The organism is Neobacillus oceani (assembly GCF_046237595.1).
GTDB lineage: Bacteria > Bacillota > Bacilli > Bacillales > Cytobacillaceae > Bacillus_D > Bacillus_D oceani.
Map to the genome: position 1 here is coordinate 2,854,761 of NZ_CP143543.1, position 15,429 is coordinate 2,870,189.

Consider the following 15,429-nt stretch of genomic DNA (forward strand, 5'->3'; position numbering starts at 1 on the left):
GATAACCCCTGAACAACGTGGGAAGGCCGGATTTTCCGATGCTTAACGCCTGCTTAGGATATGATGGCCGTTTTGCAGGAATTGGCTCCGGGAATTCCGCATCCTTTCGATACGCTCCTCCGCCATTCGGTCTGCGGCCTTATAAGTTGGAATGCCATCACGATTTGCGATTTCAATGACTTTTTCAATGTTGGAATAAATCGTTTCAATTTTTTTCATAGCCCGTTCATGGTTGTAGCCATACAATTCGTCCGCTACATTAATTACGCCTCCTGCATTGATGACATAATCCGGAGCATAAACAATGCCAAGTTCATGGATCATGTCCCCGTGGCGTGTATCCTTCAGCTGGTTATTCGCTGATCCCGCAATGACCTTTGCCTTTAATTGCGGAATTGTTTCATCATTTATAACAGCCCCCAGCGCACATGGAGCATAGATATCACAATCAACGCCGTATATTTCATCCGGATCCACTGCCTTCGCCCCAAACTCTTCTACAGCCCTTTGAACAGCCTCTTTATTAATATCGGTAACGATTAGCCTGGCACCTTCTTCGTGAAGGTGGCGGCAAAGATTGTAGGCTACGTTTCCCACTCCCTGAATGGCAACAGTTTTTCCTTCAAGGGAATCCGAGCCGTAAGCTTCCTTGGCGGCAGCCTTCATTCCCCTGTATACACCATAAGCAGTAGCCGGGGACGGATTACCCGAAGATCCGAATGCCGGGGAAATTCCTGTGACATAGTCAGTTTCCTCATGGATTATATCCATATCGGCAACAGTCGTGCCGACATCTTCCGCGGTTATGTAACGGCCGTTTAAGCCTTGGATGTATCTACCGAAAGCACGGAACATTTCTTCATTTTTGTCTTTGCGCGGATCGCCTATGATTACGGTTTTTCCGCCGCCAAGGTTCAATCCGGCCGCTGCATTTTTATATGTCATGCCTCGGGCAAGGCGGAGGGCGTCCTCAATCGCGGCTTCCTCAGAGTCATATGTCCACATCCGTGTTCCACCAAGTGCTGGCCCTAGAGTGGTATCATGAATCGCGATGATTGCCTTAAGCCCTGATTGCTTGTCCTGGCAAAAAACTACCTGTTCATAATCATACTGCTCCAAATATTTAAAGATTTCCATTTTCATTTCCTCCCTAATCTTCAATTTTGTCCATTCACAGAGCATATTGCGAGAGCGAGTGAGTAAAGCTTGCTTTCAGAAGAATCGGACCTGGAAGTCAGGATAATGGGTGCCTTTGCACCACAGATGACTGCGCCGACTTTTGCCTTTGCGAAATAAACGAGCGACTTATAAAGAACATTTCCTGTTTCGATTGATGGAACGAGCAGGATGTCCGCTTTCCCAGCGACTGCGCCGGAAATGCCTTTGTGTTCCGCGGCCGGCACTGATACAGCATTATCAAGCGCAAGCGGCCCATCCACGATACAGCCGCTGATTTGCCCGCGTTTATTCATTGCTGACAAGGAGGCTGCATCCAACGTAGCCTGCATCGCCGGGTTTATGGTTTCAACAGCACACAAGGGTGCCACCTTCGGGTTTTCCACCCCGATTGAATTCGCCAGCGCTACGGCATTCCTTATGATGTCGGCTTTTTGTTCCAAATCCGGTGCAATGTTCATGGCCGAGTCGGTAACAAAGATTAGCCTGTCGTATCCTTCAATTTCAAAGGCTGCCGTATGAGAAAGAATCTTTCCTGTCCGGAGGCCGAAATCCTTGTTCAATACTGCTTTAAGGATAACAGATGTCTGGACATTCCCTTTCATTAAAACATCCGCCCGCCCGCTGCTTACCGCCTTTACGGCATCTTCTGCGGCCGTTTTCGGGTCTGGGCTATGAATGATGCTTATTGAACGATCAGGTGAAGAGCCGTACATGGATTCAATCTGTTCCCGGTCACCGTACAAAAGAAAATTTGCAAAATTCTTTTGTACCGCGAGGTCAACCGCCTCAAGTACTTCGTGTTCTCCAGCGGCTGCAACAGCCACGGTTTTTTTGCCGTTCTCCGCTACTTTACCGATTAACGATTCAAGAAACATTATGTGCAATCATCCCCTTTGATGGGTAACTCCATCCCCGTAATCCTATAATGCAAGTTCTGTGCCAAAATAGCATTTCATTTATAAGAATTACAAAAACCCAAAGGAAACAGTTTAAATTTGCTCAAAATCAAGCGCGGGTAATAAAGTTCCGTTACTTACAACAATTGTAATAAGCCAAGTTCATTTGCAAAAAAATGCACAACTTGCAAATTATTGCATGCTTTTATTTTCAAGCTCGTATTTTTCAAGTTTATAATACAAATTCCTAATCGAGAGCCCAAGCATTTTTGCGGCTTTTGTTTTATTTCCATTTGCCCGTTGCATCGTCCGGCTAATTATTTCTGCTTCATAACGATCGAGCATCTCGGCAAGTGACAAGGATTCCCCTCGTCCCTCCTCAGACATCTCGATGTGGCCGTGCCGACCGGCTTCCTTGTTCTTTAGTTCAGGCAGATGTTTTCGGTCAATGACTGTTTCATTGTATGCCATGAAAATAATTGCCCTGCCAAGGACATTTTCCAGTTCCCGGACATTTCCCGGCCAGCCGTATTCCTGAAGCTGGAGAATGGCGGAATCAGTTATCCCTTCAACGTTCCTGCCATAATCCTGGTTGATCTTTTGAATTAGCCTTTCACACAAAAGCGGTATTTCTTCTTTTCGGTTCCTCAAAGGCGGAATATGGATTGGCAGCCGGTTAATCCTGTAGTAAAGGTCCTCCCTGAATGTCCCGGATGCAATCCCTTTCTCGAGATTTACATTCGTGGCTGCTATAATCCTTACATTGATTGGCAGTGGTTTAGTACCCCCGACCCGGATGATTTCCCTTTCCTGCAGGACCCTTAACAGCTTTGCCTGTGTATTCGCCGAAAGCTCCCCGATTTCATCCAGGAAAATGCTCCCGTTGTTTGCCTCTTCGAATAGCCCCGGCTTACCGCCTCTTTTCGCGCCGGAAAAAGCACCTTCTTCATAGCCAAACAGTTCGCTTTCCAGAAGTGTCTCCGACAATGCGGCACAATTAACCCTTACAAACTTATTGAAGCGCCGGTCGCTCGCATTATGGATGGCATGGGCAAATAATTCCTTGCCTGTGCCCGATTCTCCCCTTAGCAGGACGGTCGCTGGAGTTTTCGCCGCAAGCTTCGCCTGTTCAATAGCGAGTTGCATTTCTTCGGATTGCCCAATAATATCCTCAAAGGAATACTTGGCCTCAAGCGTCCGGATGATTTGCCGGGCCCTGGTCAATTCCCTGTTCAATGATTTAATTTCGGACATATCATGGATAACGCCAACGCTTCCCTTTAGCTTTCCCTCTACAATAATGGGAGCGACATTTACAATGACTTCCTTTTTGTTTGGGCCGACACGCATAGGGACGCCGCGGACTGGCCTGCGGGTTTTTAATACCTTCATGTGCATGCTTTCCCCTTCGGAAATGTCTGCTGTTGCTGGCTGGCCGATTACCTGTTCCCTGCTAAGCCCGGTGATGCGGTTATATGCGGGGTTAACTAAAATTCCGCGCCCAGCTTCATCGACAACCGATATTGCATCATCGCTTGATTGGATGATTGCTTCAAGCATAGTCTGGATTTCTTTCAAATTGGTGATTTCCTCCGCCAGGCGGACAACTTCCGAAATATCCTTGAACACGGCAAAAGCGCCGATTAACCCGCCGTTTTCATCAATAATCGGAATTCGCGTTGTGATGATTTTCTCGCCGTTTTCGAGGACCATTTCCTGATTTGCTTCAATCCTCCGGGTTTCCATCACAATGGGCAGCCTGCTCGAAGGAATGACTTCCCAAATATGGTTCCCTAATGCTTTTTTTCGGTCGTATTTGACCATTTCCGACGCTCGCCGGTTCAGAAGTGTTACAATCCCGTCCTTATTAATGACAACCATTCCATCGTCCGTGGAATTAAAAATCAAATCATACTTATACGATTCATTTTTAAGTCGTTCAATTAAGTCTTCTTTTTCTTCCATCAAGGTTGAAATTAAAAATGCGACGCTGCCAGGGATAAGTACCGACTTTTGCCCAGCGGCTTCCCTCAGCTCCGTAAAAACTTCCGGGTTCCCCGTAACCTCAAAAATAATATCAATTTTTCCGTCAAGGAACGCCTTCCAATCAGTTCCAGTTGGAATCCCCGCCTCTTGCGCAAGCACAATGCCCGGGGCGTCTTCGTTTCTATCGATGACAGCCTTAACATCAAGCACTTCTGTTTCCTTCAGCATTCTCAGGATTGCGGTACCGCCCTTGCCAGCACCGACGATCATTGCATTTGGCAACCCCATGCACCCCTTCATGAATGGTTTGCCGCTTTCCCGGCAAATAATTTCATGCTTTTTTTCAAGCGCCTGCAACCTTTTTCACACTAATTGTAGCTTTTATTATGGTTCTTGACAAATTTGGTTCTTGGACTATGATTTTGCTGAGGCACTAATCCTATAGAAGTGCGGGGAAGGAATGTTGGCATGAAGCGTATAGCAGCCCTCGTTGTAATGCTTATTCCGGGGTTTTTGGCGGCCTTTGGAATAAAATTAATGAGAGACATGGTTTTTGGGAAGTTGCAGCAGCCGTTTACACATCTTTGGCTCCAATTTCTTATCGGGTTTATTTTATTTATTCTCGGCCTTGGTTTCGTGGCGGGATTTATCCTCCACCGGGACAGGAAGCGGAACAAGGTACAGGACAGGTTCAAAAGGAAATAGGAAAGGAGCTAGCTGCTCTCTTCCTATTTTTTGGATGAAAAATCCCCCTGCACATTTCATGTAGGGGGATGAAAAAGTATTCCCTAAGAAGCTAGCTCTTAGGACGCCTTATGCTCAAGGCGCAATTTGTCAGCAACCATCGCAATAAATTCGGAGTTTGTAGGCTTTGCTTTTGACATGCTGACCGTATAGCCGAAAAGGGATGAAATAGAATCGATATTACCCCTGCTCCAAGCTACCTCGATCGCATGGCGTATGGCGCGCTCCACCCTGCTGGCGGTCGTGTTGTACTTTTTCGCAATATCCGGATACAGGACTTTGGTGATGGAACCAAGGAGTTCAATATCGTTGTATACCATAGAAATTGCCTCGCGGAGATAGAGATATCCTTTAATATGGGCTGGGACCCCGATTTCATGGATGATAGATGTTATGCTGGCATCAAGGTTTTTCGGTTTTTGCTCGGAATTGGAGCGGAATCCAGTGGAGTGGCCTTTTCGGGTTACACTTGTTTTTCCATTTACTGTACGAATATGGTTTCCGAGCATTTCCATATCGAATGGTTTAAGGATAAAATAGGAAGCCCCCAATTCAACTGCTTTTTTCGTAACATCTTCCTGGCCAAACGCGGTTAGCATAATAACGTTCGGCATAGGGCCGTTCTTCAATTCGCGTATCCTTTCCAAAACTGCAAGCCCGTCCAGATGAGGCATAATGATATCAAGAACCAGGACATCCGGGTTCACTTCCTCAAGCATTTCTAGGCATTCCTGGCCATTATGGGCAATGCCGGCAACCTCCATGTCTTCCTGTGAAGATATGTATTCCTCCAGCAGCCCTACCAGCTCCCTATTATCATCCACCACACAAACTTTAATTTTTTTCACTCCCAGTTACCTCCTTGGATTCCATAAAAGATTCATTTTGTATAACCTATTTTCTATTCTAAATGACATATTCGACAATGCAACAGGAAATCCTGCGAACAATTAAATTTTTCTTAAAAAACCCACGAAAAAAGGTAAATCCTCTATTTTTCTCCGTTTTTCGACCATTTTCGTTATTCTTTTCATTTTTGTCGAAAATTCTTTATTTTTTGTATATCCTTTTCTATTCCTTGCTAAACAAAAAGGCCCTCCGATAGGGGGCCAATTTTTCAGCTTGCTTTTAATTCAGGTTTTTCATATATATCAATTCCCGCTTCCGTCAGCATCCATTCAATATGGACGCCATACCCAGATGTAGGATCGTTAACAAAAACATGGGTGACAGCTCCGACTATCTTCCCCGACTGGATGATAGGGCTTCCGCTCATTCCCTGGACAATCCCACCTGTTTTTGCCAAAAGCCTTGGATCCGTTACCTTAATAACCATTCCCTTTGTTGCCGGAAACTTCTGCGGGATTGTGCTCACAATTTCAATATTGAACATTTCCACTTTATCGTTATCAACGACCGTCAAGATTTTTGCCGGCCCTTCTTTTACCTGATGGGATAAAGCGATAGGCATTGGTTTATCCAAAATGCCGTTTTCAATATCCCTGTTTAATTTACCGAATATCCCAAATGGGCTATTCCTGTTGATATTTCCTATTATTTCCCTATCATCTGAAAACCTGGCGAGCTTTTCGCCTGGATTCCCATTACTTCCTTTTTCAATGCTTGTTACAGTCGATCTGACAATCTGTCCATCCTCAACGACAATGGGCTTTTTTGTATCCATATCCGAAATGACATGGCCAAGCGCCCCGTATTTTTTGGAACCTGGCTGATAAAAGGTCATCGTGCCAATTCCTGCGGCCGAATCCCGGATATAAAGGCCAAGCTTATAGTTGGAGGCCCCTTTTTCTTTAAGAGGCATAAGCTCCGCTTTGAACCTTCCTTTTTCCCTTGAGATGAGCACTTTTAGGGGCTTGCCCGTTTGGCCTGCCTCCTGGACAAAAGGAGCGACATCGGACATTTTTTCAATTTTTTGGCCATTTATCTCTGTAATGATGTCCCCTACTTTTATTCCTGACATCTCACCAGGGGATTTTTTTCCATTTCCTGTGTCAACCTGATGATGGCCTACCACAAGGACGCCAACGGTATTTAATTTTACCCCAATCGATTGGCCCCCGGGATAAACCCTGAAGCCTTTTAATACATTTACATCGACCTTTTTAATTGGTATTCCCGCCAGGTCGAGGATTACTTCGCTTTTTCCCGATTCCTTTGCCGACACGGAGACAAGGTGCTCGGTTTGGTTAAGGACGATTGTCTCGGAGTTCGCCGCTACGGCCGCGCTAACTGCGGATGCCTTACCAAAAGAAACTTGATCGCCCTGAAAGACGGTAATCTGCTTTGGAATGTCAAGATACATCTGAAATGGCTTCCAGCTTACAAACATGATGATTGAAACAAGGAGAATTCCACCGATTATTTTTCTCAGCATTCTTTTATTCAAATACCTCACTCTCCTCGCTTCAGGTGCTGTCCTTAAAAAATGGCTACAGTTATAATTTTGCCGGGATAAGAAGCATTTATAACCCTCAGGCAAATAAAAAAGCTACCCATACTGGATAGCATTTCATGTGTTTTTAGTTTTGGAAGCGAGGAGCAGCAATTCCTTTGCATGTTCCTTTGTGAGGTCGGTTATCTCTACCCCGGAAATCATCCGGACGATTTCCGCTACTTTCTCCTCTTCATTTAACGGGACGACGGATGTTTTAGTCCTACCGCCTTTTGTTACTTTTGAAATAAGCAGATGGGTATCCGCCATCGCAGCTACTTGTGGAAGGTGTGAAATACAGAGAACTTGTGACCCTGTTGCAACCTTGAAAATCTTTTCGGCAATTGCCTGGGCCACTCTTCCGCTTACCCCCGTATCAACTTCATCAAATATAATGGATGTTACCCCTTGGTGTTTTGAGAAGATGCTCTTTAAAGCAAGCATAATACGCGACAATTCCCCGCCGGACGCCACTTTGGAAAGCGGCTTTAAAGGTTCGCCAGGATTTGTGGAAATGAAAAATTCAACCTTGTCCGCACCCATCCGTGTATACTGGGAACGTTCATTTAAAAACCGGATTTCAAAAACGGTTTTCGCCATGTAAAGGTCCTTCAGTTCTTTATGGATAAGCTTTTCGAGCTTTTCAGCCGATTTTTTCCTTATGGAAGTCAGGTTTGAGCCTTCACTTGATAAATGTTTTTTCAATTGGGCGAGTTCTTTTTCAAGATTCCCGATATGGGTTTCTTTATTCTGGAGTGCGTCAATTTCGGCACTGATTTTTTCCGCGTATGACAGGATTTCCGGAATGGTTTTTCCATATTTCCGTTTCAATTGATTGATTTCGGTCAGCCTTGCCTCGATTTCATTCAGCCTTTCTGGGTCATATTCCAGAAGCTCAAGCCTGTTACGAAGCGTGGAAGCTGCGTCTTCAAGCATATAATAGCTGTTTGAAATCGCTTCAAACGTGTCCTTGTAGGATGGGTCAAGGGCAGCGGCGCCTTCAAGAAGCCCCATTGCCTCCCCGGCCCAGTCAAGCGCGCGGGAATCACCTTTCAGTGCATTATAGCCTGATTGGACAGATTCAAATATTTTTTCGAAATTGACTAGCCGTTGCTTTTCTTCGGCGAGTTCTTCGTCTTCATCCGGCTTAAGGTTGGCAGTGGTGATTTCCTCGTATTGGAATTGAATCAGGTCGAGCCTGTGGGCCATTTGCTGTTCATTTTCACTTAGCTTGCGAAGCTTTCCAAGCGTTTCTTCATATTTTCCATAAACCCGCTGGTACGACTCAAGGACCGGAAATATGCCATGGTTTCCGAATTGATCGAGAAGTGACAGATGGAGTGCTTCATTCATCAACTCCTGATGTTCGTGCTGTCCATGGATGTCGACGAGCGTCCCGCCAATTTCCCTTAGAACCGTTAACGTTACGAGCTTCCCGTTTACCCTGCAAACACTTTTCCCATTTTGGGAAATATCCCGTCGCAGCACGATCATTGCGTCTTCAATTTCAATGCCATATTCCGAAGCTTTCTCGACACATGGATGTTTTTTATCGTCAAGAATGAAAAGGCCTTCAATCTCCGCCTTTTCCTCTCCGTGGCGGACAAATTCAGATGAACCCCTTCCGCCGACAAGGAGGTGGATGGCATCAATGATAATCGATTTGCCAGCGCCGGTTTCCCCGGTCAAAACAGTCAGGCCCTTTGAAAACGATACAGAAAGGGCCTCAATGATTGCGAAATTCTTAATGGATAGTTCCGTTAACAAGTAGCATTCCCCCACCTACAGCATTTCAAGGAACCTGTCGGTAATAACCCCGGTATCCTCGGGAGTCCTGCAGATAATCAAGAGTGTATCGTCCCCGCAGATGGTCCCGAGAATTTCTTCCCAATCGAGATTATCAATCAGAGCCCCTATTGCCATTGCATTTCCAGGAAGTGTTTTCATGACGAGCAAATGGCCGGCCGCATCAATCCTTACGAACGCATCCATAAGGGCTCGTTTCAATTTTTGCAGAGGATTGAAGCGTTGGTCGGCGGGAAGGCTGTATTTATACCTTCCATCCAAAAGCGGGACCTTCACAAGATGGAGTTCCTTAATATCCCGGGAAACCGTCGCCTGGGTAATGTTGAAACCCTGTCTTTTTAATTCATCTACAAGATCGTCCTGCGTTTCAATATCATTGTTTGCAATGATTTCCCTGATTTTAATATGGCGTTGGCCTTTATTCATTCATTATCACTCCATTAGGTGATTAAAACATTTCGTAGGCTATCAAAATTTGTCGGTTCTACACATATGTTAGCCGATTTGCGCATTCTTGTACAATGATTCTTTACAGAAAACACAAACTTGCCAAAACCGCAAGAAAAGGATAAGCATATGCCTATCCTTGTTCTTCGGTGTGTTTTGTTTTCAAGTCGTGGTGGGCGGCATTGACAATTTCCTCCGGGTTCACATCCAGAAGGTTTTTGCCTCCAATTCCTTCTCCTTCCCATCTTAAATGAAGAAGAAATTCGATATTTCCGTCTCCCCCAGTAATCGGTGACCAAGACAGGCCAATAGCATTGAAACCGGAATCAAGGGCGAATCGGATCGTTTTATCCAGGACAGCGATATGCACCTTTTCATCCCTTACTATCCCCTTCTTCCCAACTTGTTCACGCCCGGCCTCGAATTGGGGTTTAACGAGGGCAATCACGTCGCTGGAAGGCACCAGCAAGGTTGCCAATACCGGTAGGATAAGCGAAAGGGAAATGAATGAAACATCGATTGTTGCAAAATCGGGCATTCCTTTTTGCAGGTCCGCGGGGGTGACATAACGGAAATTCGTCCGTTCCATTACTACAACCCGTTCATCCTGGCGAAGTTTCCAGGCGAGTTGGTTATATCCCACATCGAGCGCATATGACATTTTGGCGCCATTTTGGAGCGCGCAATCTGTGAAGCCTCCGGTCGAAGAACCAATATCGAGCATTGTTTTCCCAGAAACATCAACATTAAAAACACGAAGCGCTTTTTCGAGCTTCAGCCCTCCCCTGCTGACATAAGGAAGGACATTGCCCTTTACCGCCAGGGGTAAATCGGTGCTGATTTTTTCACCTGGCTTATCGAGCCGTTGCTCATTTGTATAGACGAGGCCGGCCATAATAGCCCGCTTCGCTTTTTCACGTGTCTCCACCAGCCCTCTTTCAACAAGGAGGACATCAAGACGTTCTTTTTTCACTTTCATTCTTTACGCCCTCTGCTGTTTCTTAGCGGTGAGAATTGACAGGCGGCTGATGGCTGAATCAACGGTGAAGTCGATTTCGTCTAGGAGCTCATCAACGCTGCCATGCTCGATGAACTTATCCGGAATTCCCATTCGGTCAATAACACTTTTAAAATAGCCGTGGTCATGTGCGAATTCAATTACGCTGCTGCCAAATCCACCTTGAAGGACAGCTTCCTCAATCGTTAAGATCGGCATGCCGTCCTCTAGAATACCGGCAAGTATTTCTTCATCCAACGGTTTGATGAATCTGGCATTCACCACCTTAACGGAAACACCCCTTCTTTCCATTTCCGCCGCAGCGTCCAAGGCCATTTGAATTGTCGTGCCAAATGCGAGAATCGCGGCATCTTTGCCGTCCTTGAGAACTTCCCATGTTCCAATCGGAATGGCTTTGAACGTATCATCCAACGGGACCCCAATTCCATTGCCGCGCGGGAATCTCATAGCGATCGGACCGTCATCATAGGTCAACGCCGTATAAACCATGTGCTGGCCTTCATTTTCATCCTTCGGCATCATCAGCACTAGGTTCGGAACATGGCGAAGGAAAGCGATATCGAATACACCCTGATGTGTTTCCCCGTCGGCGCCGACAAGCCCGGCCCTGTCTATTCCGATGAATACATTCAGGTTTTGCCTGCAAATATCGTGAACGACTTGGTCATAGGCCCTCTGAAGGAAGGTGGAATAGATAGCAAGGAAAGGCTTCATGTTCTGGGTTGCCAATCCGGCAGCGACTGTAGCCGCGTGCTGTTCGGCAATGCCGACGTCAAACATCCTGTCCGGAAATTCCTTTGCGAACCCTTCCAACTTCGATCCAACAGGCATGGCCGGCGTGATTGCCACAACCCGCTCATCGGTTCTGGCGATCTTTCGGACGGTTTCACTGACAAGGCCGCTCCATGAAGGAGGGGAAAATGATGGCTTGACGAAAGCGCCGGTATCCATTTTATAAGGTCCGGTTCCGTGCCATGTGCCGATTTTATCCGACTCCGCTGGGTGGTAGCCCTTCCCTTTTTTCGTAATAACGTGGATGATGACCGGCCCTTCCGTTTTCTTCGCATAGGCGATATTTTCAAATAAATCTTCAAAATTATGGCCATCTACCGGCCCAAGGTAGGTAAAGCCCATTTCTTCGAAAAACATACCTGAAACGAGCATGTACTTCAGGCTGTCTTTTACCCGTTCGGCAGTAGCGGCCAGGACTCCGCCTACAGCAGGGATTTTTTTGATAAGAAGCTCGAGCTCATCTTTTACCCCATTGTATTTTCCGGAAGTCCTCAGCCTTCCAAGTACATTGTGAAGTGCACCGACGTTGGGGGCAATGGACATTTCATTATCATTGAGTATAACAATCATATTTTTCTTTTCATGCCCGATGTGATTGAGCGCTTCAAGAGCCATTCCCCCGGTCAAAGCGCCATCGCCAATAACCGGAAGGATAAAGCTATTTTCTTTTTTCAAATCCCTTGCAATAGCCATTCCCATCGCGGCGGATAGTGAAGTGGAGCTATGCCCGGTTTCCCATACATCATGCTCGCTTTCCGAACGTTTTGGAAAGCCGCAAAGCCCTTTGAATTGCCTTAAAGTGTCGAATTCGCACGCTCTTCCCGTAAGAATTTTATGCACATAGGACTGATGACCAACATCCCAAATGATTTTATCCTTAGGGCTGTTAAATGCTTTATGAAGGGCGATTGTCAATTCCACAACCCCAAGATTCGGGCCGATATGGCCGCCTGTAACCGATAGTTTTTCAATAAGGAACCGGCGGATATCCTTGCTTAGCTTTTCAAGTTCCTTGTTCGACATCCTTTTAAGAAAGGATGGATCTTTTATTGATGTAAGATCCAATTAGGACCACTCGCTTTCATTGCATATTCACCAACTAACATTAGCCCCTTTTATTATAAAGGAATGGGCGGAATCCTCAAGGAAATATCGAAATTTCACCTATTATTTCCCTAATTCGCCGTATTTCCTCCCTGGGTAAAAAATATGCCGCTAGCACAGTCGTGATAACGGCAACATAGTCAGTGTTTATTTACTCTAACTTGAACAGGTGCCTAACCATCAGCGGGGAAGATCACCCACTGATGGAAGGTTCACTGTATAGGCTCGATTGTACCATATTTAGGTCCGGCGCTCAAATGGGGGGGTTAATGGTTCCGTGTGGCGATAAGCTCCGTGATTTCGAGCAGCAGCCGGGTGTCAAGCCCGGTTTTATCCAGCTCTTCCCTTGCCTTCGTAATATGGGATTCCAAAGCGTTCTTAGCCCCTTCTAGTGTCAGGAGTTTCGGGTAGGTGCTTTTATGGTTTGCAGTGTCGCTTCCGACAGGCTTTCCAATGGTGCCCACATCTCCTTCAAGGTCAAGGATATCATCCCGTATCTGAAACGCCAGGCCGAGGTGGAACGCAAACTTGGAGAGCAATTCAAGCCTGTCCTTATCCGCGTCTGACAAAATCGCCCCTGCAAGGACACTAAAGGTAAGGAGCCTACCTGTTTTATTAATGTGGATGGCTTCGAGTTGTTCTAGGGTCAGCTCCTTATCCTCGCCCTCCATGTCTGCGGCCTGCCCTCCCACCATTCCAGAGGCTCCGGCCGCCTTTGCCAGTCCTGCCACAAGCCTGAGTTTTGTAGCAGCGCTTGCATTCATATCTCCAAGCAGTTCAAAACTGTAAGTTAACAAGGCATCACCAGCGAGGATGGCCATCGCTTCTCCAAACACTTTGTGGTTCGTCGGTTTTCCCCTTCTCAGGTCGTCATCATCCATGCTTGGGAGGTCATCGTGGATCAGCGAGTATGTATGGACCATTTCAATTGCCGCAGCCGCTGCGATCCCTTCCTCTGGATTCCGCCCGAAGGCATCCATTGCCGCGAAAACTAGCATAGGCCGGATTCTTTTTCCTCCTGCTTCAAGTGAATACAGCATTGCTTTCTTTAGTGATTCGGGCGCTTCCAGCCTTTGGACTGATGAACGGAGTTCTTCTTCCAATAGCTGCCTGTATTTAAATATTGCGTCGTCCAAAAGTCCTTTTCCCACTTTTATTCCTCCCCATCAATGGAGAAATTTTCTTTTCGTCCATCTTCAGTAATAATTTGGGCCAATTGTTCTTCGACGTTTTTCAGCTTATCATGGCATAATTTCGAAAGCTCCATTCCTTTCTTATAAAAGGATATGGCCTCCTCCAAGGGAACATCCCCTTCCTCAAGCCGTTCCACTATCTGTTCAAGCTGGTCCATCGCCTGTTCAAACGTCAGCTGTCTTTCCTCAGCCATCTTTTTCAACCTCCCGTTTTTCCTCTATCGTGCATAAAAGGCTCCCATCCGTCACCTGAATGGTCACCTTGTCATTTACTTCAACCTGTCCAACCTTTTTAATTAGCCGGTTGTCCTCCGTATAGGCAAGGCTGTAACCCCGTTCCATTATTTTCAGTGGATTCAAAGCTTCAAACGATGCAAGGGTCCGGCCGAACTCCGCTTGTTTCCCGCGAAGAATCTGATTCATCGCTCTTAAAAGTTCCTTTTCAGTACGGCCATGCCTTTCAGACGCCTGGCCAAGGAGTTGGACCGGACTGTTTCTTTCCAGCCTTCTTTCCATATTGCCAAATTGCTCTTTTTTAACTAGCGCCAGCCGCCCTGCCCCACGATACAAGTTTTCAGTGAGCCTGTCCAGCTGTTCAAGCTTCTGTTCGTAGAGACGGCGGGGATAGCGGAATGCGTAAGACCGCTGAATCCGCTCAAAACGGCCCTTTTGGAAGCTGAATTTCTCCTTCATGGCCCTCATCAGCCTGGTCTGCCGCTGCAGGACACGCTCCATCAGTTCCTCGATATGCGGAACGGCTAGCTCGGCAGCCCCGGTAGGAGTCGGCGCGCGCATATCCGCGACATAATCGGCAATCGTAAAATCCGTTTCATGGCCCACCGCGGAAATAACTGGAATCGTTGAATCGAAAATAGCCCTGGCTACTTGCTCTTCATTGAAGGCCCATAGTTCTTCGATGGAACCCCCGCCACGCCCAACAATGAGGACATCAATATTTCCGGCCATATTCGCTTTCCGGATTGCCCCAGCTACTGATTTCCCCGCATTTTCACCCTGAACGAGCGCCGGATACACAATGATTTTGCCAATCGGGTATCGCCTTTTAATCGTCGTAATGATGTCCCTAATCGCCGCCCCTGTTGGCGATGTGACGATTCCGATTGTCCTCGGGAATGGAGGTAGCGGCTTTTTCCTGTCGCGGCGGAAAAGGCCCTCCGCTTCAAGCTTCTTCTTTAGCTGCTCATAAGCAAGAAATAGCTCGCCTATCCCATCCGGTTTCATTTCTTTTATATAAACCTGGTATTGCCCGCTTGCTTCATAAACAGAAATCTCGCCCCTGACAATGACTTTCATTCCGTTTTCAGGGACAAATTTCATTGCCCGGGCGTTTCCGGCAAACATGACAGCAAGAATTCGGGAACGCTCATCCTTTAAGGTGAGATATATGTGTCCGCTCGAATGCTGCTTCAGGTTTGAAATTTCTCCTTTGATGAAAATATCCTGAAGATGCGGGTCAGCATCAAATTTACGTTTTATGTATTTTGTCAGTGCAGTAACAGTTACGAAACGGTTGGTTTCCTGCATGAATAAAACTCCCTGCCATACTTTCTTCTTGAAAATGGGTGTTGATTTCCGCTCCACCAAGGAAAGCTTCTGTGAGTCGGCTTCGCAGGGACAGGCGGCCTTTGCCTGTCACGAGGCACACGCTTTCCGCGGGGCGTCAGTGGAGCCTCCTCGGCGCAAGCGCCTGTTTGTCCAGCTACAGCGCCTAGCCCCTCGAGGTCGCTTCGGTCCTTCAGGTAAAGTCAAAGAGCGACTTTTCCTTCAGGCCCTCCAGCGCTTGTCGGGGCT

At 46.7% G+C, this 15,429-nt stretch carries 13 protein-coding genes; 1 reads left to right on the forward strand and 12 read right to left on the reverse strand.

Annotated elements, in window-relative coordinates:
* Nucleotides 1-42 precede the first annotated feature (42 nt).
* The 3 genes from bcd to V1499_RS14425 form a co-directional block, all read right to left on the reverse strand.
* A complete protein-coding gene (bcd, locus tag V1499_RS14415; RefSeq protein ID WP_409270591.1) occupies nucleotides 43-1,137 on the reverse strand; it encodes a branched-chain amino acid dehydrogenase in 1,095 nt (364 codons plus the stop codon).
* Nucleotides 1,138-1,157: 20 nt separating this feature from the next.
* Nucleotides 1,158-2,054 (reverse strand): phosphate butyryltransferase, encoded by an 897-nt coding sequence (yqiS, locus tag V1499_RS14420; protein ID WP_409270592.1) that lies wholly within the window; start codon nucleotides 2,052-2,054, stop codon nucleotides 1,158-1,160.
* Between the two features lie 213 nt (nucleotides 2,055-2,267).
* A complete protein-coding gene (locus V1499_RS14425; protein ID WP_409270593.1) occupies nucleotides 2,268-4,349 on the reverse strand; it encodes a sigma 54-interacting transcriptional regulator in 2,082 nt (693 codons plus the stop codon).
* A gap of 180 nt (nucleotides 4,350-4,529) precedes the next feature.
* Here V1499_RS14425 and V1499_RS14430 point away from each other — a divergent pair, with 180 nt between their 5' ends.
* Nucleotides 4,530-4,766 (forward strand): DUF2627 domain-containing protein, encoded by a 237-nt coding sequence (locus V1499_RS14430; protein WP_409270594.1) that lies wholly within the window; start codon nucleotides 4,530-4,532, stop codon nucleotides 4,764-4,766.
* A gap of 98 nt (nucleotides 4,767-4,864) precedes the next feature.
* Here the strand turns inward: V1499_RS14430 and spo0A are convergent, their stop codons facing one another.
* The 9 genes from spo0A to xseA all read right to left on the reverse strand — a co-directional run bounded on the left by spo0A (nucleotide 4,865) and on the right by xseA (nucleotide 15,162).
* Nucleotides 4,865-5,653, reverse strand: coding sequence for a sporulation transcription factor Spo0A (gene spo0A / locus V1499_RS14435; RefSeq protein ID WP_409270595.1), 789 nt, complete (start codon nucleotides 5,651-5,653; stop codon nucleotides 4,865-4,867).
* Nucleotides 5,654-5,922: 269 nt separating this feature from the next.
* Nucleotides 5,923-7,200, reverse strand: a complete 1,278-nt coding sequence (spoIVB, locus tag V1499_RS14440; RefSeq protein ID WP_409276307.1) for a SpoIVB peptidase — start codon at nucleotides 7,198-7,200, stop codon at nucleotides 5,923-5,925.
* A 135-nt stretch (nucleotides 7,201-7,335) separates the two neighbouring features.
* Nucleotides 7,336-9,024: a DNA repair protein RecN gene (gene recN / locus V1499_RS14445; protein WP_409270596.1), complete on the reverse strand. Its 1,689-nt coding sequence runs from the start codon at nucleotides 9,022-9,024 to the stop codon at nucleotides 7,336-7,338.
* 15 nt (nucleotides 9,025-9,039) lie between these two features.
* A complete protein-coding gene (gene ahrC, locus V1499_RS14450) occupies nucleotides 9,040-9,489 on the reverse strand; it encodes a transcriptional regulator AhrC/ArgR (protein ID WP_316569673.1) in 450 nt (149 codons plus the stop codon).
* A gap of 154 nt (nucleotides 9,490-9,643) precedes the next feature.
* Nucleotides 9,644-10,489, reverse strand: coding sequence for a TlyA family RNA methyltransferase (locus tag V1499_RS14455; RefSeq protein ID WP_409270597.1), 846 nt, complete (start codon nucleotides 10,487-10,489; stop codon nucleotides 9,644-9,646).
* Between the two features lie 3 nt (nucleotides 10,490-10,492).
* Nucleotides 10,493-12,385: a 1-deoxy-D-xylulose-5-phosphate synthase gene (gene dxs / locus V1499_RS14460; RefSeq protein ID WP_409270598.1), complete on the reverse strand. Its 1,893-nt coding sequence runs from the start codon at nucleotides 12,383-12,385 to the stop codon at nucleotides 10,493-10,495.
* A 305-nt stretch (nucleotides 12,386-12,690) separates the two neighbouring features.
* Nucleotides 12,691-13,575, reverse strand: a complete 885-nt coding sequence (locus V1499_RS14465) for a polyprenyl synthetase family protein (RefSeq protein WP_409270599.1) — start codon at nucleotides 13,573-13,575, stop codon at nucleotides 12,691-12,693.
* A 2-nt stretch (nucleotides 13,576-13,577) separates the two neighbouring features.
* Complete coding sequence (locus tag V1499_RS14470; RefSeq protein ID WP_316569669.1) at nucleotides 13,578-13,811, reverse strand: exodeoxyribonuclease VII small subunit; 234 nt, start codon at nucleotides 13,809-13,811, stop codon at nucleotides 13,578-13,580.
* Nucleotides 13,804-15,162, reverse strand: a complete 1,359-nt coding sequence (gene xseA, locus V1499_RS14475; RefSeq protein WP_409270600.1) for an exodeoxyribonuclease VII large subunit — start codon at nucleotides 15,160-15,162, stop codon at nucleotides 13,804-13,806. The genes V1499_RS14470 and xseA overlap by 8 nt, the downstream gene beginning before the upstream one ends.
* Nucleotides 15,163-15,429: the final 267 nt, after the last annotated feature.

Excerpts from the sequence above, each read along its gene's own strand:
- bcd (WP_409270591.1), bottom strand. The coding sequence starts at position 1,137 with ATGGAAATCTTTAAATATTTGGAGCAGTATGATTATGAACAGGTAGTT.
- yqiS (WP_409270592.1), bottom strand. The coding sequence starts at position 2,054 with ATGTTTCTTGAATCGTTAATCGGTAAAGTAGCGGAGAACGGCAAAAAA.
- V1499_RS14425 (WP_409270593.1), bottom strand. The coding sequence starts at position 4,349 with ATGGGGTTGCCAAATGCAATGATCGTCGGTGCTGGCAAGGGCGGTACC.
- V1499_RS14430 (WP_409270594.1), top strand. The coding sequence starts at position 4,530 with ATGAAGCGTATAGCAGCCCTCGTTGTAATGCTTATTCCGGGGTTTTTG.
- spoIVB (WP_409276307.1), bottom strand. The coding sequence starts at position 7,200 with ATGCTGAGAAAAATAATCGGTGGAATTCTCCTTGTTTCAATCATCATG.
- ahrC (WP_316569673.1), bottom strand. The coding sequence starts at position 9,489 with ATGAATAAAGGCCAACGCCATATTAAAATCAGGGAAATCATTGCAAAC.
- V1499_RS14455 (WP_409270597.1), bottom strand. The coding sequence starts at position 10,489 with ATGAAAGTGAAAAAAGAACGTCTTGATGTCCTCCTTGTTGAAAGAGGG.
- V1499_RS14470 (WP_316569669.1), bottom strand. The coding sequence starts at position 13,811 with ATGGCTGAGGAAAGACAGCTGACGTTTGAACAGGCGATGGACCAGCTT.
- xseA (WP_409270600.1), bottom strand. The coding sequence starts at position 15,162 with ATGCAGGAAACCAACCGTTTCGTAACTGTTACTGCACTGACAAAATAC.